This window comes from Pseudomonas sp. NFR16 (assembly GCF_900108875.1).
Classification (GTDB): Bacteria; Pseudomonadota; Gammaproteobacteria; order Pseudomonadales; family Pseudomonadaceae; genus Aquipseudomonas.
The window spans coordinates 349272-373970 of record NZ_FNYJ01000002.1; the positions used below are offsets into that span (position 1 = coordinate 349272).

The 24699-nt window shown below is 59.5% G+C and carries 21 protein-coding genes; 9 read left to right on the forward strand and 12 right to left on the reverse strand.

Translation table 11 applies throughout. The features are described from left to right. Nucleotides 1-45: 45 nt before the first annotated feature. Nucleotides 46-789: a TorF family putative porin gene (locus tag BMZ10_RS10310; protein ID WP_093461004.1), complete on the forward strand. Its 744-nt coding sequence runs from the start codon at nt 46-48 to the stop codon at nt 787-789. Between the two features lie 63 nt (nt 790-852). After that, nucleotides 853-1725: a DUF6279 family lipoprotein gene (locus BMZ10_RS10315; protein ID WP_093461006.1), complete on the forward strand. Its 873-nt coding sequence runs from the start codon at nt 853-855 to the stop codon at nt 1723-1725. Between the two features lie 79 nt (nt 1726-1804). Here BMZ10_RS10315 and BMZ10_RS10320 read toward each other — a convergent pair whose 3' ends face one another. Then, a complete protein-coding gene (locus BMZ10_RS10320; protein ID WP_093461008.1) occupies nt 1805-2227 on the reverse strand; it encodes a transcriptional regulator in 423 nt (140 codons plus the stop codon). A 179-nt stretch (nt 2228-2406) separates the two neighbouring features. Between BMZ10_RS10320 and BMZ10_RS10325 the strand changes: the two genes are divergently transcribed. After that, nucleotides 2407-2682, forward strand: a complete 276-nt coding sequence (locus BMZ10_RS10325; RefSeq protein ID WP_093462541.1) for a hypothetical protein — start codon at nt 2407-2409, stop codon at nt 2680-2682. Between the two features lie 106 nt (nt 2683-2788). Here BMZ10_RS10325 and BMZ10_RS10330 read toward each other — a convergent pair whose 3' ends face one another. Further along, nucleotides 2789-4141, reverse strand: coding sequence for a DEAD/DEAH box helicase (locus tag BMZ10_RS10330; protein WP_093461010.1), 1353 nt, complete (start codon nt 4139-4141; stop codon nt 2789-2791). 177 nt (nt 4142-4318) lie between these two features. Here BMZ10_RS10330 and BMZ10_RS10335 point away from each other — a divergent pair, with 177 nt between their 5' ends. Beyond that, nucleotides 4319-5572, forward strand: coding sequence for a mechanosensitive ion channel family protein (locus tag BMZ10_RS10335; RefSeq protein ID WP_093461012.1), 1254 nt, complete (start codon nt 4319-4321; stop codon nt 5570-5572). Nucleotides 5573-5688: 116 nt separating this feature from the next. On the opposite strand, the gene BMZ10_RS10340 is transcribed toward BMZ10_RS10335, so the two are convergent. The 6 genes from BMZ10_RS10340 to BMZ10_RS10370 form a co-directional block, all read right to left on the reverse strand. After that, on the reverse strand, nt 5689-5934 hold the full coding sequence (locus BMZ10_RS10340; RefSeq protein ID WP_093461014.1) for a hypothetical protein: 246 nt from the start codon (nt 5932-5934) through the stop codon (nt 5689-5691). Between the two features lie 223 nt (nt 5935-6157). Continuing rightward, nucleotides 6158-6391: a hypothetical protein gene (locus tag BMZ10_RS10345; RefSeq protein ID WP_093461016.1), complete on the reverse strand. Its 234-nt coding sequence runs from the start codon at nt 6389-6391 to the stop codon at nt 6158-6160. A gap of 299 nt (nt 6392-6690) precedes the next feature. Further along, nucleotides 6691-6924, reverse strand: coding sequence for a hypothetical protein (locus tag BMZ10_RS10350; RefSeq protein ID WP_093461018.1), 234 nt, complete (start codon nt 6922-6924; stop codon nt 6691-6693). A gap of 153 nt (nt 6925-7077) precedes the next feature. Beyond that, on the reverse strand, nt 7078-7944 hold the full coding sequence (locus BMZ10_RS10355) for a carboxylate/amino acid/amine transporter (RefSeq protein ID WP_093461020.1): 867 nt from the start codon (nt 7942-7944) through the stop codon (nt 7078-7080). Nucleotides 7945-8184: 240 nt separating this feature from the next. After that, nucleotides 8185-8784 carry an FMN-dependent NADH-azoreductase gene (locus tag BMZ10_RS10365; protein WP_093461024.1) on the reverse strand — a complete coding sequence of 200 codons (600 nt, stop codon included), beginning with the start codon at nt 8782-8784 and terminating at the stop codon, nt 8185-8187. 159 nt (nt 8785-8943) lie between these two features. Next, the gene (locus tag BMZ10_RS10370) at nt 8944-9258 is read right to left on the reverse strand and encodes a 3-phosphoglycerate kinase (RefSeq protein WP_093461026.1); all 315 of its coding nucleotides are present in this window, start codon (nt 9256-9258) and stop codon (nt 8944-8946) included. 60 nt (nt 9259-9318) lie between these two features. Here BMZ10_RS10370 and BMZ10_RS10375 point away from each other — a divergent pair, with 60 nt between their 5' ends. From BMZ10_RS10375 to BMZ10_RS10390, 4 genes are all read left to right on the forward strand, one after another. Next, nucleotides 9319-10245 carry a LysR family transcriptional regulator gene (locus BMZ10_RS10375; protein ID WP_093461028.1) on the forward strand — a complete coding sequence of 309 codons (927 nt, stop codon included), beginning with the start codon at nt 9319-9321 and terminating at the stop codon, nt 10243-10245. A gap of 246 nt (nt 10246-10491) precedes the next feature. Further along, nucleotides 10492-11316, forward strand: a complete 825-nt coding sequence (locus BMZ10_RS10380) for an alpha/beta fold hydrolase (protein WP_093461031.1) — start codon at nt 10492-10494, stop codon at nt 11314-11316. A gap of 126 nt (nt 11317-11442) precedes the next feature. Next, nucleotides 11443-12000, forward strand: coding sequence for a peptidylprolyl isomerase (locus BMZ10_RS10385; protein WP_093461034.1), 558 nt, complete (start codon nt 11443-11445; stop codon nt 11998-12000). 166 nt (nt 12001-12166) lie between these two features. Then, nucleotides 12167-13999: an ABC transporter ATP-binding protein gene (locus BMZ10_RS10390; protein WP_093461037.1), complete on the forward strand. Its 1833-nt coding sequence runs from the start codon at nt 12167-12169 to the stop codon at nt 13997-13999. Nucleotides 14000-14419: 420 nt separating this feature from the next. Here the strand turns inward: BMZ10_RS10390 and BMZ10_RS10395 are convergent, their stop codons facing one another. Further along, entirely contained in the window at nt 14420-15547 is a 1128-nt protein-coding gene (locus tag BMZ10_RS10395; RefSeq protein WP_093461039.1) for a GNAT family N-acetyltransferase, read from the reverse strand. Nucleotides 15548-15827: 280 nt separating this feature from the next. Between BMZ10_RS10395 and BMZ10_RS10400 the strand changes: the two genes are divergently transcribed. After that, the gene (locus BMZ10_RS10400; protein ID WP_093461042.1) at nt 15828-17165 is read left to right on the forward strand and encodes a putative porin; all 1338 of its coding nucleotides are present in this window, start codon (nt 15828-15830) and stop codon (nt 17163-17165) included. 196 nt (nt 17166-17361) lie between these two features. Here the strand turns inward: BMZ10_RS10400 and BMZ10_RS10405 are convergent, their stop codons facing one another. The 3 genes from BMZ10_RS10405 to fadD1 form a co-directional block, all read right to left on the reverse strand. Further along, a complete protein-coding gene (locus tag BMZ10_RS10405) occupies nt 17362-18483 on the reverse strand; it encodes a beta-ketoacyl-ACP synthase III (protein WP_093461044.1) in 1122 nt (373 codons plus the stop codon). A gap of 260 nt (nt 18484-18743) precedes the next feature. Continuing rightward, the gene (gene hrpA, locus BMZ10_RS10410; RefSeq protein WP_093461046.1) at nt 18744-22655 is read right to left on the reverse strand and encodes an ATP-dependent RNA helicase HrpA; all 3912 of its coding nucleotides are present in this window, start codon (nt 22653-22655) and stop codon (nt 18744-18746) included. A 290-nt stretch (nt 22656-22945) separates the two neighbouring features. Continuing rightward, nucleotides 22946-24643 (reverse strand): long-chain-fatty-acid--CoA ligase FadD1, encoded by a 1698-nt coding sequence (fadD1, locus tag BMZ10_RS10415; RefSeq protein WP_093461048.1) that lies wholly within the window; start codon nt 24641-24643, stop codon nt 22946-22948. Between the last annotated feature and the right edge of the window lie 56 nt (nt 24644-24699).

Consider the following 24699-nt stretch of genomic DNA (forward strand, 5'->3'; position numbering starts at 1 on the left):
AAGACACCTTCGATCCCACTCCTCTGAATCTGAAAGGAGTGAAGCATGCCTTATGCTCGCTGTTTCATACGATGGAGCGTTGCGCTTTTCACCGGCGCAATGTTTGTGCATCAGACCGCCAGTGCTCAGGTCATAGAGCGCGAACTGGGTGATTTCAGTCTCAAGCTGGGCACCACACCCAGCCGGACGATGGCTCAAGGTCTCGTCACGCCGAGTGGCGGCGACACGGCGTTTCACGGCGGCCTGGACCTGACACACGACAGCGGTTTCTATTTTGGCCAGTGGTCACCCAGTGCAGGCCTTACTCCGGACACGGCGCTTGAAGTCGACTCCTACATGGGCTTCAAAAAGCCCTTCGACAAAACCCTCGGGTATGAGCTCGGCGTCATCCGTTACAGCTACCCGAACACCGATCAGCTCGACAGCCATGAGCTTTATGCAGGATTCCGGATCTTCGACAGCCGCATTGGCACAGCCTTCAGCACCGATGCGGGGCGTCAGGACAGCACGTTATTTCTGGACCTGGGCAGCCTCATTCCCTTGGGCCTGGACCTGCGCATGCAATACGGCAATCATCAGCTCGACACGCCGTCAGTGATCGAAGGCGGCGGCGTGGTCAGCACTTACAACGACTGGTCGTTCAATGTGTCTCGCCCCTGGATGGGCATGGACATGAACCTGATCTACAGCGGGTCGAGCCTCAACGGCGCCGATTGCAGCGCGTACAGCGGCCATAACACCCAATGCGAAGGCGCGGTCACCCTGAAAGTGGTCCGCTCGTTTTTCTGATTGGCTGAACTGGCATGAACCGGCTTGCTCTATAACTGGGAAGTCAACGAGCAAGGAGCTGTCATGCGGAGCGCGCTGAAGACCTGTATTTCGTTGTGCCTGAGCCTGATGCTGCTGGCAGGCTGCAGCCAGATTGGTCTGACCTACCGGCATCTTGATCTGATCATTCCCTGGTCGTTGAACGACTATCTGGACATGAATGCCGCACAGAAGGACTGGCTGGACGAGCGCCTGAAAGAGCACCTGAGCTGGCACTGCACCACGCAGATTCCGGGCTATCTGGATTGGCTGGATCGTCTGCAGAACATGGTCGAAACCCATCAGGTAAACGAGCAACAGCTCGAGGCTCGAACCGACGAGGCGCGTCAGGCCATTGCAGCAGTTTCACGGGAAATCACTCCGTCAGCCGTTCAGTTGCTCCGTCAGCTCAACGATCAGCAGGTCGCGGAGATGGAATCGGCGTTCGCCAAGGACATGCAGAAGCATGAGGCCGAGTTCGTCGATCAACCGCTGGACAAGCAGATCCGTGATCGTGCCCAGCGGATGGAAAAACGCCTGAACCCCTGGATCGGCAAGCTCAGTCCCGTGCAACGAGACCGCGTGATGCAGTGGTCGACATCGCTGGGCGAACAGAACCGACTGTGGATCGATAACCGCGCGCACTGGCAGTCGTTGCTTGTCAACGCCGTCAGACAGCGCGAGTTGCCCGGTTTCGATCAAAAGATTGCCAGTCTTCTACAGGATCGCGAGACCTTCTGGACGCCCGAGTACCGCCAAGCGTATGACCACACTGAACACGCCGCCATTTCCCTGATCAGCGACCTCGTCGCTCAGAGTTCGCCGGATCAGCGCCAGAAACTGCTTGAGAAAATCGCTGACGTGCGTAACGACTTCAATGACCTGGCCTGTTTGAAAGGGGCGAAGAAAGCTTCCTGAACCGGGCGAAGCGTTCGCTCAGCAGCGACGCGTACTTGCTCGTCGTGAGCCGGTGTCCAGAGGACCCGGCCCCGAAGATTCAGATCGCGCCAGGCGATGTCTGAGGCTGCGACGCAATGCTGTCAAACTTCTCAGGATCCAGCGGATCCGCAAGATTATCCAGCGCCTGACGCGGACCGGTGTCGCCGGGAATACCGCTGTCGATCATGGCCAGCAGGCGTGAACCGCGTGGCGTCAGGACGAAGTTTTCACCGTTTCCGCCCTCTTCCTCAGGCCGCGATTCGATGAATCCGCGTTTCAACAGCAACGCCTCCAGGTCAGCGGCCTGGCTTTTCAATGTATCCAGATTGCCCGCACTCTCACCTTCGGCGGCTTTGGCCGCCGCATGTTCTTCGGCATATTTGCGAGGCGCGAATGCTTTATCGGCGCTGTTCTGTACTTCATGCAGCAGACGCTCGATCAGGTCCCAGTCGTAGCTTTTGTTGTCAGATGCATCAGACATATTCCAACCTCCAGCAGAGATAGTTACCCGTGACGTCCAGTCATCGGGCTTGGTGCTCTGAAAATGTGACCGAAGCCGTAGACCGCCGTTCAGCCCGCTGGCCGGGCGGTCGCGCGCTGAACTTTTGCATGAGCGCCCCTCTCCACTTCAGTAAGCCCGCAATGGATACCGAGGCAATCATGAAAACCCTGATGAGCATCACCACCGCGCTGACGCTGCTTGCAGCCGTGCCGGTGTGGGCCTGCACGCCGGAAGAGGCAGAGGCCAAACGCGAACAGCTGGCGCAGGAGGTGCAAAGGCTGACGCAGCAGAACCCGGCGAAGGCCAAGGAGCTGAATCAAGAGATCAAGGACATGCAGCTGGAGACGGCGGCCAAAGACGTTCCGGACAAATGCCAGTTGATCGATCAGCGCTTGAAAGAGATGGACGAAGCGGCGAAGAAAGCGCAGGGCTGAGTTCAACCCGCTGCCTGCCGCTGACAGGACGCTGCAGGCGCCCACTCACGCCTGCAGAACGTCACGTGATCCATGCCCCCAGCCGGCGCATGGATTCAACGACGCGTTATTCGGAAACCGGCGGACGAGTAACGCGCTTTTTCAATGGCGCCATGCCGTCCTGGCTGACCAGCGATTCGGCCTTCGGACGGTTCACCGTCTTGCGCTTGGTCGGGCCCTTGGCGGCTTTTTTCTTGTCGGCGGCCTTCTTGTCGCCTTTTGCGTCAGTCTTTTTCTTCTTCACGCCCACCGCCTTACCCGAAGCCTTGACCTTCTTCGGCCCGGTGTAGCTGCCTTTGACTTCTTTGATGGTGCGGCGCTCGAACTTCTGCTTGAGGTAGCGCTCGATGCTGGACATCAGGTTCCAGTCACCGTGGGTGATCAGCGAAATCGCCAGGCCTTCTGCACCGGCGCGGCCCGTGCGGCCGATGCGGTGGACATAATCGTCACCCGTGCGTGGCATGTCGAAGTTGATGACCATGTCCAGGCCTTCGACGTCCAGACCGCGAGCGGCCACGTCGGTGGCGACCAGAATCTTCACGCCGCCCTGCTTCAGGCGATCGATGGCCAGCTTGCGATCCTTCTGGTCCTTGTCACCGTGCAGCACGAACGTCTTGTACTCCAGCGCCACAAGGCGACCGTAAATGCGATCGGCCATGGCCCGGGTGTTGGTGAAAATGATCGCTTTCTGGTAGGTCTCGTTCGCCAGCAGCCAGTGCAGAACCTGTTCTTTGTGCACGTTATGGTCGGCGGTGATGATCTGCTGGCGGGTACCCGCAGCCAGTTCGCTGACGCTGTTGACTTGCAGATGCTGAGGATCCTTCAACACCTTGGCGATCATCTCGCGCAGGCCCGACCCACCGGTGGTGGCCGAGAACAGCATGGTCTGCTGACGATTGGCGCACTCACCCGCCAGACGCTCGACGTCTTCGGCGAACCCCATGTCGAGCATGCGGTCGGCTTCATCGAGCACCAGCAGCTCCACCTGTTTGAGATCCAGATTGCCCGCATTAAGTTGCTCGAGCAGGCGACCCGGTGTGCCGATCAGAATGTCCGGCACCTTGCGCAGCATCGCGGCCTGAACCTTGAAATCCTCACCGCCGGTGATCAGGCCCGCCTTGATGAAGGTGAACTGCGAAAAGCGCTCGACTTCCTTGAGCGTCTGCTGCGCCAGCTCGCGGGTCGGCAACAGAATCAAGGCGCGAATGTCCACGCGAACCTTGGCCGGCCCCATGAGGCGATTGAGCATCGGTAATACGAACGCGGCAGTCTTGCCGCTGCCGGTTTGCGCCGTCACCCGCAGATCGCGTCCTTCCAGCGCCAGCGGAATGGCCGCTGTTTGCACAGGCGTAGGCTCGACGAAATTGAGTTCGGCCACGGCTTTGAGCAGGCGTTCGTGCAGGGCGAATTGGGAGAACACGGGTGTTACCTCGGCGGAATACAAAAAAACAGTCGCATAGGTTACCGGTTTAAGCGGTCTTCGCCGAGTCTCTTTACCTCGAACGGCCTATTTTGTTACCGGATCTGCCGAGCACTGCTTTGTGTTGCTCAACAGTGCTCTAATCGCGCCCTTTTTTTACCAGGAGAATCTGCGCCCATGGACACTCACTCGATCTGGCTCCGCGCCCAGGAGATCTGGGACCTGCTCGAACATCAACCCGTGCTGCGCGCGACGCTGGGGTTGTTCATGTTGCTGGTCGCGGCTTTCGCACTTGGCCGCCTTGCGCGCTTCCTGCTGCTGCACGGCATGAAAGCTCTAGGCCGCCAGCCGGCCCTGTTCTGGCTGAACGACTTTCTGCACAACAAAGTCTTCCATCGGCTCGCCCAGATCACGCCGTCGCTGGTGATCCAGTTCGGCCTGAACCTGGTGCCAGATCTGACGCCGGTGGCCAGCCACGTGCTGGGCAACGTCGCCCTGGCGTTCACCATCCTCTCGCTGATGCTGACGCTTGGCGCGCTGCTCAACGCGCTGCTGGACATCTACGCCCGTACCGAACATGCCCGAACGCGGTCGATCAAGGGCTACGTGCAGCTGGCGAAAATGATTCTGTATGTGTTCGCCGCGATCATCATCGTCGCCACGCTGATTGACCGCTCGCCACTGCTGTTGCTGTCGGGACTGGGCGCGATGTCGGCGGTCATTCTGCTGGTTTACAAAGACACGCTGCTGTCGTTCGTCGCCAGCGTCCAACTGACCAGCAACGACATGTTGCGCGTGGGGGACTGGATCGAAATGCCGCAAGTCGGCGCCGACGGCGACGTGGTGGATATCACGCTGCACACCGTCAAGGTGCAGAACTTCGACAAGACCATTGTCTCGATCCCGACCTGGCGGCTGATGTCCGAGTCGTTCAAGAACTGGCGTGGCATGCAGCAGGCTGGCGGTCGGCGGATCAAGCGCAGTCTGTACATCGATGCCAGCGCGGTGCGCTTCGTGTCGGACAGCGAGGAACTGAAACTGACCCAGGTTCGCCTGCTGACGGACTACATGGGTCGCAAGAAAGCCGAGCTCAAAGCCTGGAACGAAGCCCAGGGCAGCGTTGCGGAATTGTCGGCAAACCGGCGCCGGATCACCAATATCGGTACTTTCCGCGCCTACGCGCTGGCGTACCTGAAAAGCCATCCGGACGTTCACCCGGACATGACCTGCATGGTGCGTCAGATGGAGGCGACAGCGCAGGGCGTTCCGCTGGAAATCTACTGCTTCACGCGCACCACCAGTTGGGCCGACTACGAACGCATTCAGGGCGATATCTTCGATTACCTGCTGGCGGTGTTGCCGGAGTTCGGGCTGAGTCTTTATCAGCAGCCGAGTGGATCGGACATGCGGATCGGTCTGGCAAGGTCGTAAGACATTGGCGCGCAGAGCCGGTGTATACATGGAAGCAGAGGCTGCGCCTTTTCACTCGCGCAACAAAAAGCCCGGCGTCCGCCGGGCTTTTGATGGTCAGTGCGCGATTGCTGCACTCAGTAACGCTGATACTGCGAGCCGAATTCTTTGCGGTTGTCAGCGACGATAACGGTGTTGGTCGATGGGCTGGCGAAAGGTTTGACGCCGGTTTTATCTGCGCCGTCGGCATTGATGGCCGTGGCGTGGATGTAGGTGGGTTCCAGAACGATGGTCTGGCCGGCGGTGGAAGCTTGCGGACTGGCGAAGGCAGAGGTGGCTGCCAGAACCGACAACGCGAAGCCCAGGGCGATGGATTTTTTCATGATCAGTGTCTCCGGTAGTTGGGGGTGAATCGTGGCGTTGAATTAAATTTATTCCCATCGCCGACGAATTAAAAAACACCGCGACTTATGCTGAACATCGATTGCGCTGATAATAGGGAAAGCACTATTGGCGCAATAAACTCCGTCAATCTGACTTTATGATCGGCAATAAAAAGCCCGGCGTGCGCCGGGCTTTAATGCGTTTGATGCCGTCTTGCTGTAATCAGTAGCGCTGATAGCTGGAACCGAACTCTTTGCGGTTGTCGGCAACGATCACGGTGCTCGACGACTGGGTGTCGAAAGGCTTGACGGCGTCTTTGCTGGCTACTTTGCTGTCCAGTGCAGTGGCGCTGGAAACATCGACGATTGCGCGCTGGTAGGTTTTTTCCGGAGCGGCAAAAGCAGAACCGGCAGCCAGGATCGAAAGTGCAAAACCGAAGGCGATTGATTTTTTCATGGGGGCGATCTCCGCAGAACGTTAAGTAAGGTTAATCCGTTTCGTTGGAGCCAACTTACCCGGCTGTGCTGACAATGGAAAACCAAGCCTGAGCATATTCGACATCAAGCCCGCTGATATAAGGCTTGCAGCCGTCTGGCACGGGCATTCGGGCATTGGATAATGTGCAAACCCTCCCCGAACCCCGCGCAAACGCAAGCAGAATCGGGGCACTATGTAACGACCTTGCATTTATTCCAGGCAAATAAAAAGCCCGGCGTGTGCCGGGCTTTAATGCGTTGCGTACAGTCTTGCCGTTATCAGTAGCGCTGATAGCTGGAACCGAACTCTTTGCGGTTCTCTGCAACGATCACGGTGCTCGACGACTGGGTGTCGAAAGGCTTGACGGCGTCTTTGCTGGCTACTTTGCTGTCCAGGACAGTGGCGCTGGAAACATCAACGATAGCGCGTTGGTAGGTTTTTTCCGGAGCGGCAAAAGCAGAACCGGCAGCCAGGATCGAAAGTGCAAAACCGAAGGCGATTGATTTTTTCATGAGGGCGATCTCCGCAGAACTTTGAGTAAGTGGGGTTAGTTCGTTTCGTTGGAGCCAATCTATTCGGTCAGCCCCAACATGAAAAACCAAGCAGGGAGATATCAAACATCAACCTCGATGATGTAAGCAGCGCAAGCGTCTAGCACCGCTATTTCAGCGATTCAACGGCTGTTTACCGAGTCCGCGCCGACTGATCCACACCGAAAAAACGATCACCAGGCCGCCAAAAAACAGCTTGCCGAGGTCTTCGTTCTGCCCCCAGATCAACAGATTTATCAGCAGGCCGACCGGCACGTGCAGGTTATTCATCACGGCCAGCGTACCGCCGTTGACCATGCAGGCACCCTTGTTCCACCAGTACATGCCCAGCGCAGTGGAACACAGTCCCAGAAACAACAGAACAACCCATTGTTGCGGCGCATCGGGCAGATGCTGCGCGTTGCCAAAGAGCAGAAACGCGGGAAGCGCGACGGCCAGCGCACCCAGGTAGAAGAAACCGAAGCGCCGGTAGTGCGGCAGTTCGCTGGGGTGGTCCGCCACCAGATGTTTGTACAGCACCTGCCCCGCCGCGTAGGTGAAGTTGGCCAGTTGCAGCAGCAAGAAACCGCCGAGAAAGTCGGGGTCCACGCGGTCGTACCGAATGATGACCGCGCCAAGCACTGCGACAATCGCCGCCAGCAGCCCCCACGGATTGAAACGGCGATTGAGCGCATCCTCGATCAGCGTCACGTGCAGTGGCGTGAGAATGGTGAACAGCAGCACTTCGGGCACCGTCAGCACACGGAAGCTCAAGTACAGGCAGACATAGGTCACGCCGAACTGCAGCGCGCCGATCAGCAACATGCCACGCACGAATGGCGCCGGAACCCGACGCCAGTGCGTCAGGGGAATGAACACCAGCCCGGCCAGTACTACACGAATCAGCACGGCGAAGTAACTGTCGACGTGCCCCGCCAGATACACGCCGATCAGGCTGAAGGAAAACGCCTGAATCAGCGTAACGAAAAGTAGATAGCCCATGGTTGCCCCTTTTTTGAAGGCGGCGACCTTAGCGGGTTGGAGCGATGCTGTTCAAGCGATACCCGTCAACCAGGCAGCTGGTGGTTGCGCAGACAAGAAAAAACCCGATGACCCGGCGCAATCAGGCGGGACTATCGGGCAATGCACTCAGGAGCGGGATGAGTGCCAAGGGGAATCGATGAACGCGAGGATGATCGCGCGGCGGCATTAACGGCCGCTTAAGCGATCATCCTCACGTGATCACGCGACCTGAGCCAGCCGGGCAATGGCCTGGTTCAGGCCTTTCTCGGAGAAATCGCCGCCCATGTTCAGGCCTTCGGCATGAATGAACGTCACGTCATGGATGCCGACGAATCCCAGCACCTGACGCAGGTAAGGCTCCTGGTGATCCAGCGTGCTGCCGGCGTAAATGCCGCCGCGGGCAGTCAGTACGAAGGCGCGTTTGCCGGTGAGCAGGCCTTGCGGTCCGGTCTCGCCGTACTTGAACGTCACGCCGGCACGCAGCACGTGGTCGAACCAGGATTTGAGCGTGCTGGGGATTGCGAAGTTATACATCGGCGCAGCAAGCACCACGACATCCGCTGCCAGCAGTTCGTCAGTCAACTCGTTGGAGCGTTCCAGGGCAGCCTGTTCCACAGCGCTGCGCTGATCCTGAGGTTTCATCCAGCCGCCCAGCAGGTCGACGTCCAGGTGCGGCACTTGCTTGACTGCCAGATCACGCACGGTGATGTCGTCAGAGGGGTGCGCGGCACGCCACTGGCTGATGAATTGTTGGGTCAGGCGGCGGGAAACGGAGTCTTGCTGACGGGCGCTGCTTTCGATGATCAGGACGCGAGACATGGTGTGGCCTCCAGCGAATGAATGAGAGGGATGAATTCGATGGAGAGAAGATTAAGCTCTGACAAATCGATTAAAAAGCGCAAAAATCTGCTGCTAAACATCTAATAATTTGTTTTATGCAAGGAAGAGCAATACGCTCCTCTCTGTCGCCGAGCTGCGTCAAAGCGGCTCACAGCTGAGCTTGATGCGCAGCTTGACGATCTCGCGATTGAATTTTGCGGTGACCTCGGTACTGCTCTTCGGCGCGACCTGAACGCGTCGGGTGCGCGGGGCCTCCGGCCCATTGCGGAAAACCACGCTGCATTTGGCGGGTACGTCCCCGTAATTGTTCACGGTGATGTTGCCGATGTCATAAGCAGTGTCGTGGCTGTTGTAATCGATTTGCACGCCCTTGAGATCTTTCTCCACGTCGATCGGGTAGGCGAACGCGCTCAGCGGCAGCATTGCCAGCAGCACACAACAGAATTTATTCATTCGGCAGTCTCCAGACGAGAATGTGTAAGGACTGCCAGCTTAGGACTAAAGGAGCGAGAGATGAAAGCGCCCCGCGTGACCCTTGATCAATGGCGCACCTTGCAGGCCGTGGTCGACCATGGCGGTTTCGCCCAGGCAGCTGAAGCGCTGCACCGTTCGCAGTCATCTGTCAGCTATACCGTGGCCAGAATGCAGGATCAGCTCGGCGTGCCTTTGCTGCGCATCGACGGGCGCAAGGCAGTGCTGACCGAGGCCGGCGAGGTGCTGCTGCGCCGTTCGCGGCAACTGGTGAAGAACGCCAGTCAGCTGGAGGACCTGGCCCACCACATGGAACAGGGCTGGGAAGCCGAGGTGCGGCTGGTGGTGGATGCCGCTTACCCGAACGCGCGCCTGGTTCGTGCGCTGACTGCCTTCATGCCGCAAAGCCGCGGCTGTCGCGTGCGTCTGCGCGAAGAAGTCTTGTCCGGCGTAGAGGAAGTGTTGCTTGAAGGCGTGGCCGATCTGGCGATAAGCGGGTTCAGCATTCCGGGTTATCTGGGCACTGAAATGAGCGTTGTCGAGTTCGTTGCCGTCGCGCATCCCGAGCACGCGTTGCATCAGATGCAGCGCGAGTTGAATTTCCAGGACCTGGAAAGCCAGCTTCAGGTGGTGATCCGCGACTCGGGCCGCAACCAGCCAAGGGACGTCGGTTGGCTGGGTGCCGAGCAGCGCTGGACGGTCGGCAGTCTGGCGACGGCGGCCACCTTCGTCAGCAGCGGCCTGGGCTTCGCCTGGTTGCCGAGGCACATGATCGAGCGCGAGATAAAGGAAGGCGTGCTGAAGATCCTGCCGCTGGACAAAGGTGGCAGCCGTCATCCGACCTTCTACCTTTATTCCAGCAAGGACAAACCGCTGGGCCCGGCGACGCAGATCCTCATCGAGCTGATCCAGACCTTCGACACCGCACCGCTCGACGCAGCATTTGCCGCCCCACAGCAGGTGATTTGAGGGCATGCGGAATTGACAGGTTCCGGGCCGATCACAAACCCGTGGCGACGCGCTTGCTCGCGGAGGCTGATCTTCTGCCGATGCATCTCCACGTTATGCAACCGGCCTGTTCCCGGCTAAAGCCGGTCCCACGGACGCTGCAAACTTTCGTAGGACCGGCTTCAGCCGGGAAGGCGTCGCGTGTGATGCCGCTGAATCACGGGCTTCGTGAGCAAGCCCGCTCTCACTCAGACACAAGGATGTCCCATGCCACAGTTCCAACGTGACGGCTGTTCCCTGCACTATGACGAGTACGGCCAAGGCGCGCCGGTGCTGTTGGTCCACGGGCTCGGGTCGAGTGCTCAGGACTGGGAGTATCAGATTCCGGCGCTGGCGCAGCGCTATCGGGTGATTGCCGTCGACGTTCGGGGTCATGGTCGCTCCGACAAACCGCGCGAGCGCTACAGCATCGCCGGTTTCAGCGCTGACATCGTTGCCCTGCTCGACCATTTGCAACCCGGGCCCGTGCATTACGTCGGGCTGTCAATGGGCGGCATGATCGGCTTTCAACTGGCCATTGATCATCCCGACCGGTTGAAGAGCCTGACCATCGTCAACAGCGCGCCAGAGGTGAAAATCAAAAATTTCGCGGACTGGCGGCAGTTCGCCAAGCGCTGGCTGCTGGCACGCGCATTCAGCATGCACGCCATTGGCAAGGCGCTGGGCAAGAATCTGTTTCCCAAGCCCGATCAGGCCGACCTGCGAGAGAAGATCGCAAGGCGATGGGCGCAGAATGACAAGCGTGCGTATCTCGCCAGTTTCAGCGCGATTGTCGGCTGGGGCGTGCGGGAGAAGTTATCGCGAATCGGGTGCCCGACGCTGGTTGTTACCGCTGATCGCGACTACACACCGGTGGCGTTGAAAGAGGCTTACACCCGGCTCATACCCGGTGCCCGACTGGTGGTAATCAACGACTCTCGACACGCCAGTCCACTGGATCAGCCGGATGAATTCAACAGGATTCTTCTGGCGTTTCTACTCGAAGAATCCGAAGTCATGAGACCACACTCCCCTGACGCCACCGCAGACTAGCCGCTGTTGCCTGGCAATCATTCAAACCGGCACGTTCTACCAGCCGGCCCCTGTCAAAAACCTTTCAAACGTGCTTCCCTTACGTCCTGTTTTTTTGCAGTCGACATCAATTTCAGGACTCTGCCCATGCTGAAAAAAATCGCCCTCTCCGCCGCCGCCGCACTGTTCGCCAGCAATCTGATGGCGGCCCCTGCCCCTCATGTCGTGCTGGACACCAGTTTTGGCCAGGTCGAGATCGAGCTGAATCAGGACAAAGCGCCGATCAGTACTCAGAACTTCCTCAAGTACGTGGACAGCAACTTTTACAGCAACACCATTTTCCATCGCGTGATCCCGGGCTTCATGGTCCAGGGCGGCGGCTTCACGGCGCAGATGGTGCAGAAATCCACCAACGATCCGATCAAGAACGAAGCCGACAACGGCCTGCATAACGTGCGCGGCACAATCGCCATGGCCCGCACTTCCGAGGTGAACTCGGCCACCAGCCAGTTCTTTATCAACGTTGTCGACAACTCGATGCTCGACCACGGTAAGGGGGATTTCGGCTACGCAGTGTTCGGTAAAGTCGTCAAAGGCATGGACGTGGTCGACCAGATCGTCAACGTGCAGACCGGCAGCAAAAACGGCATGCAGAACGTTCCGCTGGACCCGATCCTGATCAAGTCCGCCAAGCGCGTGAACTAAGTTCCACGCCAGTACGAAAGCCGGGCACGTGCCCGGCTTTTACGTTTCCAGGCCAATCGCCCGTGAATCAGCGCGAACATTCGCGATTTTCACGCGGTCAGAACAGGGACTGTTCCTGAAGGTCCCTCAGAAAGGAGAGCCCGCTCAAGCGTGGGCGTCATAGCCAATGCTCTATCGTCGTTTTGAACAATTGATCGATATCTTCCGCGACGCGCCCACCGCCGCTCCTCCCAACACCGTCATGTCGTTCTACGTCTACTACCTGCGTCAGGTCTGGCCCAGCTTCGTAGCGCTGTTGGTGGTCGGCCTGATCGGAGCGCTGATCGAGGTGTCGCTGTTCAGTTACCTCAGTCGCATCATCGATCTGGCGCAAGGGGCGCCGAACCCGAATTTCTTCAGTGATCACGCGCTTGAGCTGACCTGGATGGTCGTCGTCGCGCTGGTTCTGCGGCCGATTTTCGTCGCGCTGCACGACCTGTTGGTGCATCAGACCATCAGCCCCGGCATGACCAGCATGATCAACTGGCAAAACCACAGTTACGTGCTCAAGCAGAGCCTGAACTTCTTCCAGAACGACTTCGCCGGGCGCATCGCTCAGCGCATCGTGCAAACCGGGAATGCATTGCGCGACTCCGCAGTGCAGACGGTGGACGCGATGTGGCACGTGCTGATCTATTCGATCGGCGCGCTGGTGCTGTTTGCCGAAGCCGACTGGCGTCTGATGATTCCGCTGCTGAGCTGGATTCTCGGCTTCATCCTTGCGCTCTGGTACTTCGTGCCGCGGGTCAAGGCGCGCTCGGTGGTGTCCTCCGACGCCCGTTCGAAACTGATGGGCCGCATCGTCGACGGCTACACCAACATCACCACGCTCAAGCTGTTCGCCCACACCAATTCCGAGCAGCAATACGCCCGCGAGGCCATCAGCGAGCAGACCGAGAAGACTCAACTGGCAGGCCGTGTGATTACCGAGATGGACACGGTGATCACAACGCTCAACGGCATCCTGATCGTCTGGACCACCGGGCTGGCACTGTGGCTGTGGAGCCAGTCGATGATCTCCGTCGGTGCTATCGCCCTGGCGACCGGTCTGGTCATTCGTATCGTCAACATGTCCGGCTGGATCATGTGGGTGGTCAACGGCATCTTCGAAAACATCGGCATGGTGCAGGACGGTCTGCAAAGCATTTCGCAGCCTGTCGGCGTGACGGATCGCGAGGCCGCACCGAAGCTTTCGGTCAGCCGTGGCGAGGTGAAATTCGAGGATCTGCAGTTCCAGTACGGCAAGAACAAAGGCGTGATTCACGGCCTGAATCTGAACATCAGAGCAGGTGAGAAGATTGGCCTGATCGGACCTTCCGGTGCCGGTAAATCGACATTGGTGAACCTGCTGCTGCGCCTTTACGACGTACAAGGCGGTCGAATTCTGATTGACGATCAGGACATTTCCCACGTCGCTCAGGAAAGCCTGCGCTCGCATATCGGCATGATCACGCAAGATACATCACTGCTGCATCGCTCGATTCGCGACAACCTGCTTTACGGCAAACCTAATGCAACCGATGCCGAGCTGTGGGAAGCCATGCGCAAGGCACGAGCCGACGAGTTCATCCCGCTGTTGTCGGACTCCGAAGGCCGCACCGGTCTGGATGCCCACGTCGGCGAACGAGGCGTGAAGCTTTCCGGCGGTCAGCGCCAGCGCATCGCGATCACGCGCGTGCTGCTCAAGGACGCGCCGATTCTGATCATGGACGAAGCCACTTCGGCGCTGGACTCGGAGGTCGAAGCAGCGATTCAGGAGAGTCTGGAGACGCTCATGCAAGGCAAGACGGTGATTGCCATCGCGCACCGGCTGTCGACCATCGCGAAAATGGATCGGCTGGTCGTGCTTGAAAATGGCCACATTGCCGAAAGCGGAACCCATTCGGAACTGCTCGCGCACAAAGGGCTGTACGCACGCCTCTGGGCGCACCAGACCGGCGGGTTTGTCGGAGTGGATTGACGCGCACGAAAATCCGCGGTGTTGGACGTGCACACGAAGATGGGAGCAACCGCTGCCTCTCCCCCGGGTGCCCTCGCCTCTTCCCGGCTAAAGCCGGTCCTACCGACGCTGCGAGCTTTTCGCAGGACCGGCTTTAGTCGGGAAGGCGTCCAGTGTTACACCGCTGAATTGCAAGGCGTCATGAGCAAGCACATTCCCCCCATGGCCCGCCACTTGTACTGACTGTCTTGCTGAACACATGACCTGTAGGAGTGAGCTCGCTCGCGAAGGCTGTTTTCCAACCGCTGCATTCCCGCCGGATGCAGCGCCCACTTCCCGGTTGAAGCCTGTCCTACCGACGCTGCGAGCTTTTCGTAGGACCGGCTTTAGCCGGGAAGGCGTTGAGTATTACGCCGCCGAATCGTGGGGGCCGTGAAGGTATCAATCCGCCTGCCGATAAGGCAGCGCGCTTCTTGCTTCTTCGGCGTAGGCCAGGATGCCGGCGCGTTCCTGTTGCAGGAAGTCCGCCACCGCTTCACGCAAACCGGGGTGCGCGAGGTAGTGCCATGAATGGGTGATGACCGGCTCGAACCCGCGAATCAGTTTGTGCTCGCCCTGCGCGCCGGCATCGAATCGCTTGAAGCCTTCGGCGATGGCGAAGTCCATGCCCTGGTAGAAACATGTCTCGAAATGCAGCCGATCGAACTCTGCCAGGCAGCCCCAGTAACGACCGTAAAAACTGTCGCCGCCGATCAGGCTGAACGCCATCGCCACGGGGCGTGCGCCCTGTCTCGCCAGCACCACGCGGATTGCCTCGGGCATGCGCTCGGCCAACAGGCTGAAGAACGCCCGCGTCAGGTAGGGCGCCTGACCACGCACTTCGTAGGTGTTCGAATAGCATGCGTAGACAAAGTCCCAATGAGCCTCGCTGAGCTCATGACCTTGCAGCCATTCGAACTCGAAACCCTGCCCCGCCACCTGCTCACGCTCCTTGCGCATCTGCTTGCGCTTGCGTGAACTCAACGCGTCCAGAAAATCCTGAAAGTCGCGATAGCCGCGGTTCTGCCAGTGGTACTGACAGCCGATGCGCTGCAGCCAGCCCTGCTGCTCGGCGAGCAGGCTGTCGGTCATCGGATCGGTGAAGTTCACGTGCACGCTGGACAGTTCTTCAGCTTCCGCATAACCGGGCAGGCAAGCCAGCAACTCGCGGCCATCTTCGGGCGTCTTCGCCAGCAGCCGTGGCCCGCCGACCGGGCTGAATGGCACGGCTACCAGCAACTTGGGGTAATAGGCGATGCCTGCGCGGCGGCAGGCGTCGGCCCAGGCGTGATCGAAAACGTACTCGCCATAGGAATGCCACTTGCGGTAGCTCGGCAATGCGGCGATCAACCGCTCACCTTCGTAGTGCAGCAAGTGCTCTGCACGCCAACCGGAACGGGGCCCGAGGCTGCCACTGTCTTCAAGCGAACTGAGAAAAGCGTGGCGCAAAAACGGTGAGTCGCCAGGTATCAGCGCGTCCCATTCTTCGGACGCCAGATCCGACAACCTATCCAATCGATGTAACGACATCTTGCTGCTCCCGGTCTTCACGCCAACGTTTGCGCAATATCACTGATCGAAGACGTTTGCACATGAATTTACCCACGACACCGCTCTAGCTCGCGGGTTCAACAGATTTCCCACATGTCATCGACATGCCATCACATAGCCATCCCCCTGTCATAAACGGCCGTAATACTGGCGCCTGTTTTTAGAGCCCCCGGTTCTAAAAACTTCGATTCTTCCCGCCCGCCAATGGTCGGTTGTTCCCTGGATGGCTTAGTCATCCTTCTCATTTACGGAGATTGATATGCGTCTTGCTTCCACGAAAACTGCGGCAGCCCTGTGTGGCGGGCTGCTGCTGGCCATGAGTGTACCGGCCAGCGCCGCAGTCGACGCGAAACTGCTCGACATGCTCAAGGCCAACGGCTCGATTTCACCTGCCCAGTATGCCGAGCTGCAATCAGAGCTCGCCAAGGACCAGCTGGCTCAACAACAAGCGCAGAAAGCGACCGCTGACCAGATCGCAGCCGCTTCCGCCGCAAAATCTTCGGAGCTGTCCGCGTTCGAACAGAAAGTGGCATGGGCCGCCAAGACTCAATTCAAGGGCGACGTTCGCGTTCGCCAGGAAACCGTCAAGATCGACGACCAGAACAACAGCCAGGATCGCAACCGTCAGCGTATCCGTGTTCGTCTGGGTGCGTATACCGACATCAACCCGCAAGTCAGCACCGGTATCCGTATTGCCACCGGTGGCGACAACAAGGCCAACTCCACCAACGTCGACCAGAACGACTACTTCACCAAGAAAGACCTGTGGCTGGATCAGGGCTACATCGACTACCACCCGACCGCCATCCAGAACCTGCACATCATCGGCGGCAAGATGGCTCAGCCGTGGGTCAGCGAAGGCGACGTGATCTGGGATAACGACATCAACCCTGAAGGTCTTGCAGCCACTTACAGCTTGCCGGTCACCAAGGGCTTTGAGCTGTTCGGCAGCGCTGGTACCTACACCCTCAAAGACAACATCAGCGGTGAAGGCACTCAATTCAAGAACGACTTGCGCTTGAATGCCGCGCAACTGGGCACGCGCATCGCCGTCACTGACAACGCCAAGATGACCGTCGGCGGTTCGGTGTATCAGTACGAAAACGCCAACGACTGTAACCCGGCAGCGGCAAGCACCTCGACCACGTTCTGCGGCTTGAACATCAACGGCAACGACACCAACGACTTCCGCCTGTATGAAGGCTTCGGTCAACTGGACTTCACCGGTCTGGCAGTGCCGGTCAGCCTGTACGGTCAATACGTGGTCAACAGCGCCACCGACAGCGACGAAGACACGGCGTGGCTGGCAGGTGTGAAGACCAAGGTGTTCGGCTTCGGTCTGGACTACAACTATCGCGATACTCAGCGTAACGCAGTGGTTGGCGCCTTCACCGACTCCGACTTCGCCAACGGCACCACCGGTTCGCGCGGTCACAAACTGGGCGTTTCCTACGACATCGACAAGAACTTCTCGGTCGGCGCGACGTACTTCCTGACCAAAGCTGACTTCGCCAACGCCGCCGCACAGGCCGCTCCGCGCAATCAACGCGACAAGGATGCCAACACGCTGCAACTGGACGTCATGGCCAAGTTCTAAACCAGGCCGCGTCTGACTACCCGGTGACACACTCCAGGCGGCCCGCTCCCGTCGCCTGAAGCGCTCCAGACTTCCAGCCCGCCGTTGCCCTGTCGGATCCCCATCATCCGTTCCGACAGGTCAGCGCCGGGCTTTTTTGTCGTCAGGCGATACGCCGGACAACCCTGCCTCATCGACCGCGGTCATGCAGGGCGCATCACTTCTTGCGCAGAATCACACTGCCAATCGAATAGCCCGCGCCAAACGAGCTCAACACGCCGAGCGCGCCGGCTGGCAGATCGTCCTGATATGTGTGGAATGCGATCACCGAACCTGCCGAGCTGGTATTGGCATAGCTGTCGAGAATGACCGGAGCTTCTTCGACGGAGGCGTCACGCCCGAGCAGTTTTTTCACGATCAGGTGGTTCATGCTCAGGTTCGCCTGATGCAGCCAGAAACGCTTCACGTCGCTGACATTCAGACTGGTTTCGTCCAAATGCGCCGCCACCAGTTCAGCCACCATCGGGCAGACGTCGCGAAAGACCTTGCGACCTTCCTGCACGAACAGTTTGTCCGGCTTGCCTTCACCCTCTTCCGCCGTGCGATTGAGGAAGCCGAAGTTGTTGCGGATATTGTTGGAGAACGTGGTCAGCAGCTTGGTGCTGACGATCTCGAATTGATGCGCGGAAGTCGCCAGATCTGCGCGCTCAACCACGACCGCCGTCGCCGCGTCACCGAAAATGAAGTGGCTGTCACGGTCGCGGAAATTCAGATGCGCAGTGCAGATTTCCGGACTGATCACCAGCAGCGCGCGGGCCTGGCCCAGCTTGACGCTGTTGCACGCGGTCTGGATGCCGAAGGTGGCCGACGAGCAGGCGACGTTCATGTCGAAACCGAAACCCTGAACACCCAGCGCCGACTGGATTTCGATCGAAATTGCCGGGTACGCACGCTGCAGGTTGGAACAGGCGACGATCACGCCGTCGATGTCAGCAGCAGTTCTGCCGGCGCGCTGCAAGGCTTGTTCGGCAGCGGCCACACCCATCTGACAGAGGATCGACCACTCATCGTTGGAGCGCTCGGGCAGGCGCGGCTTCATGCGCTGCGGGTCGAGAATGCCGTCCTTGTCCATGACGAAGCGGCTCTTGATACCACTGGCCTTCTCGATGAACGCGGCGCTGGATTCGGTCAGCGGTTGAACGTCACCCGCTTCGATAGCAGCGGCATTCTCTGCGTTGAACTGCGCGACGTAGGTGTTGAAAGACTGCACCAGTTCATCGTTTGAAATGCTGTTGGCCGGGGTGAAAAGTCCGGTCCCACTGATCACGACGTCGTACACGGTCGTTCCTCTCTCTTGGATGGCAGCAGACAAGTCGCCTGCGCAAGCATGGTCCTGGCTGTTTTGGAACGACAGTACCAATGCAACGATAAATTCCCCCGTATACGGGAGATCAATATGGGTGACGCTTTGAGGTTTTAGCCGCGAAGTTTGCCATAACGGCCGGGATTTGGCGCTATCGATGCACTGAACGGCAGCCCGTTAATCTCGCTGAGAGCTGACTCTGGAGCCGTTGGTGATTCAGATAACCGCAAACAGAATCATCCCTCTACCGCCGCCCACTGTTTACTCAGGCGCTTGTCGGAAATCGGCACCTTCGTTCCCAACTGCTGGCCGAACAGCGAGACGCGATACTCCTCGAGCCACCAGCGATAGGTCACCAGTTCGTCGTCGCGCTTGCCTTCCTGGGCATGCTTGTCGGCGCGAGTCTGGTACTGCGCCCAGAGGTTGCCCAGCTCAATGCTCCAGACCCGGTCTTTCTGCACCTGACTGCCCAGTTTCTCCAGTCGCAGCTCAATGGCTTTGAGGTAGCGCGGCAGCTCTTTGAGCCACTGTGCCGGGGTTTCACGCACGAATCCCGGATACACCAGCTTGCCCAGTTGCGCCTTGATGTCGTTGAGCGCAACGGCCTGAGCCAGATCGATCTTGCCCTTGAAGCGCTTTTGCAGGCCATGCCAGAGCTTGAGAATTTCCAGCGTCAGCTTCGCCAGCCGCTCGGCATGCTCGGTCAGCGCCCCGCGCTTGCGCTCGGCCAGCGACATCAGCCCGGCGCCGTCGCGAGGCAGACTGGCCTCGCCCTCCAGGATGCAGGTGTCCAGGCTCGCCAGCAGAATGTCTTCGATCAGTGCGTCGACCCGGCCCATGTCGCGATACAGCAACGCAAGCTCGGTCTGACCCGGCAGTTTGCTGCGCAGGAATTTTGCAGGCTCGGCCAACTGCTGCAACAGCAGGCGTTGCAGGGCCCGACGATGCTGATACTCGGCTTCGGTCTGGGTCGAAAAACGGCCCTCTTTGACCGTGCCGTTTTCTTCGACCAGCGCCGGGTAGACCGTCATCGACAACCCGGCGATGTTCTGCTGGGTCTTTTCCGCGACGGCCGCGAAGCCCTTGGCTTCGACGGGTTGCTGACTTCTGGCCGACTGCGGCACCGCGAGGGCGGCTTGGCCGGCCTCGGCAAAACGCGCGGTCAGCTCATCCAGATCACGACCTTCGCCGAGGAACTTGCCGTTGGCGTCGACCACTTCAAGATTCATTTTCAAATGGCTTTCGAGCTGTTGCGCCGCCTCGGCCCAGGCGTCGTCGGACACCCGTGCGCCGGTCATGCGCAACAGCTCGCGGCCCAATGCGTGCGGCAGCGAGCCGTCGGCGAACACCATGCGCTGCAGCGCGGCCTTGACGAAATCAGGCACCGGCACGAAATTCTTGCGCAGCGCTTTGGGCAGATTGCGCACCAGCGCGACACATTTGGTCTCCAACAGCCCAGGCACTAGCCACTCCAGCCGCTCGGCCGGCAACGACAACAGCAACGGCGCCGGCACGCGCAACGTCACGCCATCGCGCGGATGATTGGGCTCGAAGTGATACGTCAGCGGCAGGGTCAGATCGCCCAGGCGCAGCGTGTCCGGGTACTGATTGGCGGTGACTTCGCTGGCCTCGCGGGCCAGCACGTCTTCCTCGCGCATGATCAGCAATTGCGGGTTCTTCTGGCTTTCCATGCGATACCAGGCGTCGAACGTCGCCGTCTGGTGGATTTCGGCAGGCAGTCGCTCGTCGTAGAACCGGAACAGCGTTTCCTCGTCAGCGAGAATGTCACGGCGCCGCGCCTTGGCTTCGAGCTCGTCGAGCTGCTCGAGCAGGCGCGTGTTGGCGCTCAGGCATTTGGCCCGCGACTGAATCTCGCCACGCACCAGCCCTTCACGGATGAAGAGCTCGCGGGAAACCACCGGATCGATCGGCCCGAAGTGCACGGGACGCCGGCCAACGACGATCAGGCCGAACAAGGTGATCTGCTCGAAGGCCACGACTTGCCCGCGCTTTTTCTCCCAGTGAGGCTCGAAATGGTTCTTCTTGACCAGATGCCCGGCCAGCGGCTCGATCCAGTCTGGCTCGATCTTGGCGACCATTCGCGCGTAGAGCTTGGTGGTCTCCACCAGTTCGGCGGCCATGATCCATTGCGGGCGTTTTCTGCCAAGACCCGAGGACGGATGCACCCAGAACCGTCGCTGACGCGCGCCCAGGTAATCGCCTTCTTCGGTCTTCTGGCCAATCTGGCTCAACAGGCCTGACAGCACGGCCTTGTGGAATTTCGGGTAGTCGGCTGGGTCCTTGTTGACGGTCAACTGCAGGTCGCGGCAGATCAGGCTCAACTGACGGTGAGAGTCACGCCACTCACGCAGGCGCAGGTAGTTGAGGAAGTTGCGCCGACACCAGTTGCGCAACGGGCTGGCGGTCAGCGCCTGGCGCTGCTCCTCGAATCCACGCCACAGATTGACCAGCCCGGCGAAGTCCGAATCCTGATCTTTCCACTGCGCATGAGCCTGATCGGCCGCCTGCTGGCGTTCCGGCGGACGTTCCCGCGGATCCTGAATCGACATGGCGCTGGCGACGATCAGCACTTCCTGCAAGCTGCCCTGCTTCGCGGCCTCCAGCAGCATGCGGCCCATGCGCGGGTCCACGGGCAGGCGCGCCAGTTGGCGCCCCAGTGGCGTCAGCTGGTTCTCGCGGTTGACCGCCGACAGCTCTTGCAGCAGGTTGAAACCATCGCTGATGGCTTTGCCATCCGGCGGCTCGATGAACGGAAAATCAGTGATCTGGCCCAGACGCAGGTGCAGCATCTGCAGGATGACGGCTGCCAGGTTTGTGCGAAGAATCTCGGGATCGGTGAACTCAGGACGTGAGAGGAAATCTTCCTCGCTGTACAGGCGCACGCATAACCCTGGCTCGACACGGCCGCATCGGCCCTTGCGCTGGTTGGCACTGGCCTGGGAAATGGCTTCGATGGGCAGCCGCTGGACCTTGGCGCGATAACTGTAGCGGCTGATGCGCGCAGTGCCCGTGTCAATCACGTAGCGGATGCCGGGCACGGTCAGCGAGGTTTCGGCGACGTTGGTCGCCAGCACCACGCGACGTCCCGGATGCGACTGGAAAATCCGTTGTTGTTCGGCTGGCGACAGTCGCGCATACAACGGCAGGATTTCGGTGTGTCGGAGCTGCGCTTTGCGCAGCATTTCGGCGGCATCGCGAATTTCACGCTCGCCGGGCAGAAACACCAGCACGTCGCCTGGCGACTTGCGTTCACTGCGCTCGAAGGCCGCCAGTTCGTCGAGCGTGGCAAGAATCGCCTGATCGACGGTCAGGTCCTCCTCGACGCTATTGCCCTCTTCATCCTGCTCGGCGGTCAACGGCCTGTACCAGGTGTCGACCGGAAAGGTGCGACCGGAGACTTCGATGATCGGCGCGTTGTCGAAATGCGCGGAGAAGCGCTCAAGGTCGATGGTCGCGGAGGTGATGATGATCTTCAGATCCGGGCGACGCGGCAGCAGGGTTTTCAGGTAGCCCAGCAGGAAATCGATGTTCAGGCTGCGCTCGTGGGCCTCGTCGACAATGATCGTGTCGTAGCGTTCGAGAAAGCGGTCATGCTGGGTTTCGGCGAGCAGGATGCCGTCGGTCATCAACTTGATCAGGGTGTTTTCATCACTCTGGTCTTCAAAGCGCACCTGATATCCCACCAGCGCGCCCAACGGCGTACCGATTTCTTCCGCGACCCGGCTGCCGACGCTGCGGGCAGCGATCCGGCGGGGCTGGGTGTGACCAATCAGACCGTGCTGACCGCGGCCGATTTCCAGGCAGATTTTCGGCAGCTGGGTGGTCTTGCCCGAGCCGGTCTCGCCCGCGATGATCAGCACCTGGTGTTTGAGCAGGGCCTCTTTGATTTCATCGCGCTTGGCCGCGATGGGCAGATTTTCGTCGTAGCGAATCGACGGCACGCTTTGCTTGCGAGTGGCGACCCGCGCGCACGACGCCTGCACACGCTCGACCCACTGCGCCAACTTCGCCTCGTCGGGATTCTTGCGCAGCTCATGCAACTGACGACGCAAGCGATGACGATCACTGATCATCGCGTGGTCAAGGCTTTTCAACAGTTGGTCGATTGAGGTCGATTCGTCGGTCATCAGGGCGGGAAGTCTTTTCTATCTGGATGCAGGGCGCGGATTGTCGCAGATTTGGGGGTCGGGATGCATATCCACTGATATACCCCAGTGTCTGTAGGAGCGTGGCTTGTCCCGCGATCTGACGCGCAGCGGCAGCCGAACCGGTAGATCCGGCCGCATCAGACACACCGAGTCGACAGCATTTGCTGCCGGTCCCGGCAGATCGCGGGACAAGCCACGCTCCTGCAAAGACTGCGCAGCTAGAAAAAACAAACCCCGCACGATGGCGGGGTCTGTTGGTGATGTAGCACTTACGCGGGTTTTTTCAGCGCCAGTTTTTTCAGTTCTTCATCACGCAGTTCGCGGCGCAGGATCTTGCCGACATTGGTGGTCGGCAAGGCATCGCGGAATTCGACGCTGCGGGGCACTTTGTACGCCGTGACATTCGCGCGCATGTGCTCCATCACCAGCTCTTTGGTGAGTGTCATGCCCGGCCGGACGACCACGAAAATCTTGATCGCTTCGCCCGACTTTTCGTCCGGCACACCAATCGCCGCGCACTGCATCACGCCCGGGAGCGTGGCCAGCACGTCTTCGAGTTCGTTGGGATACACGTTAAAGCCAGACACGAGAATCATGTCCTTCTTACGATCGACGATGCGCATATAGCCGTCGGGCTGAATCACCGCGATATCACCGGTCTTCAACCAGCCCTCGGCGTCGAGCATTTCATCGGTGGCTTCCTGGCGCTGCCAGTAGCCTTTCATGACCTGCGGGCCCTTGACGCACAACTCGCCGACTTCCCCGAACGGCAGCTCTTCGCCCGCGTCATTGATGGTTTTGCACAGCGTCGACGGAACCGGAATGCCGATGGTGCCCATCTGGATTTTCTGAATCGGATTCACCGTCGCCACCGGGCTGGTTTCGGTCATGCCGTAACCTTCGCAGATCGAGCAACCGGTCACTTCTTTCCAGCGCTCTGCGGCCGCCTGTTGCAGCGCCATGCCGCCGGACAGTGTGAGTTTCAGCGAGGAAAAATCCAGACTGCGGAAGTCTGCATTACTGCACAACGCCACGAACAACGTGTTCAACCCTACAAAGCCGGTGAACTTCCATTTCGACAACTCCTTGACCATCGCCGACAGGTCGCGGGGGTTGCTGATCAGGACGTTGTGGTTGCCGCTCAGCATCATCGACATGCAATGAAAGGTGAACGCGTAGATGTGATAAAGCGGCAGCGGCGTGATGAGGATTTCGCTGCCTTCGTTGAGGTTGGAACCCATCAACGCCTTGCACTGCAACATGTTGGCGATCAGGTTGCGGTGGGTCAGCATCGCGCCTTTGGCAACGCCGGTCGTGCCGCCGGTGTATTGCAGGACGGCAACGTCATCGCTCTTCGGCGCCGCGTCCTGGACCGGCTGGCCGTGCCCCTTCGCCAGCACGTCATTGAACTTGACGGCCTTGGGCAAGTGAAACGGCGGCACCATCTTCTTCACGTACTTGATGACGCTGTTGACCAGCACCCGCTTGAGCGGCGGCAGCAGGTCGGCGACTTCCGTGACGATGATATGTTTGACGCCGGTCTTGGGCACGACCTTTTCTGCCAGATGCGCCATGTTCGCCAGGCATACCAGAGCCTTGGCGCCGGAATCGTTGAACTGGTGTTCCATTTCCCGCGCGGTGTACAGCGGGTTGGTGTTGACGACGATCAGCCCGGCGCGGATGGCACCGAACACGGCGATCGGGTACTGCAGCACGTTCGGCAGCTGCACGGCGATCCGGTCGCCCGGTTGCAAGTCGGTGTGGTGCTGCAGCCAGGCGGCAAACGCCCCGGACAGCGCGTACATCTCACCATAAGTGAGGGTCTTGCCCAGGTTGCTGAAGGCAGGTTTGTTGGCGAAACGCTCGCAGGACTGTTTCAATACCGCCTGAACGTTTGGATACTGGTCCGGATCGATATCGGCAGCGATACCAGCCGGATATTTATCCTTCCAGAAGTTTTCGATCATGGAAGCCGACTCCTCAGCGACAGCGTTTCTACACACCGCTCATGCGATGATTTCTT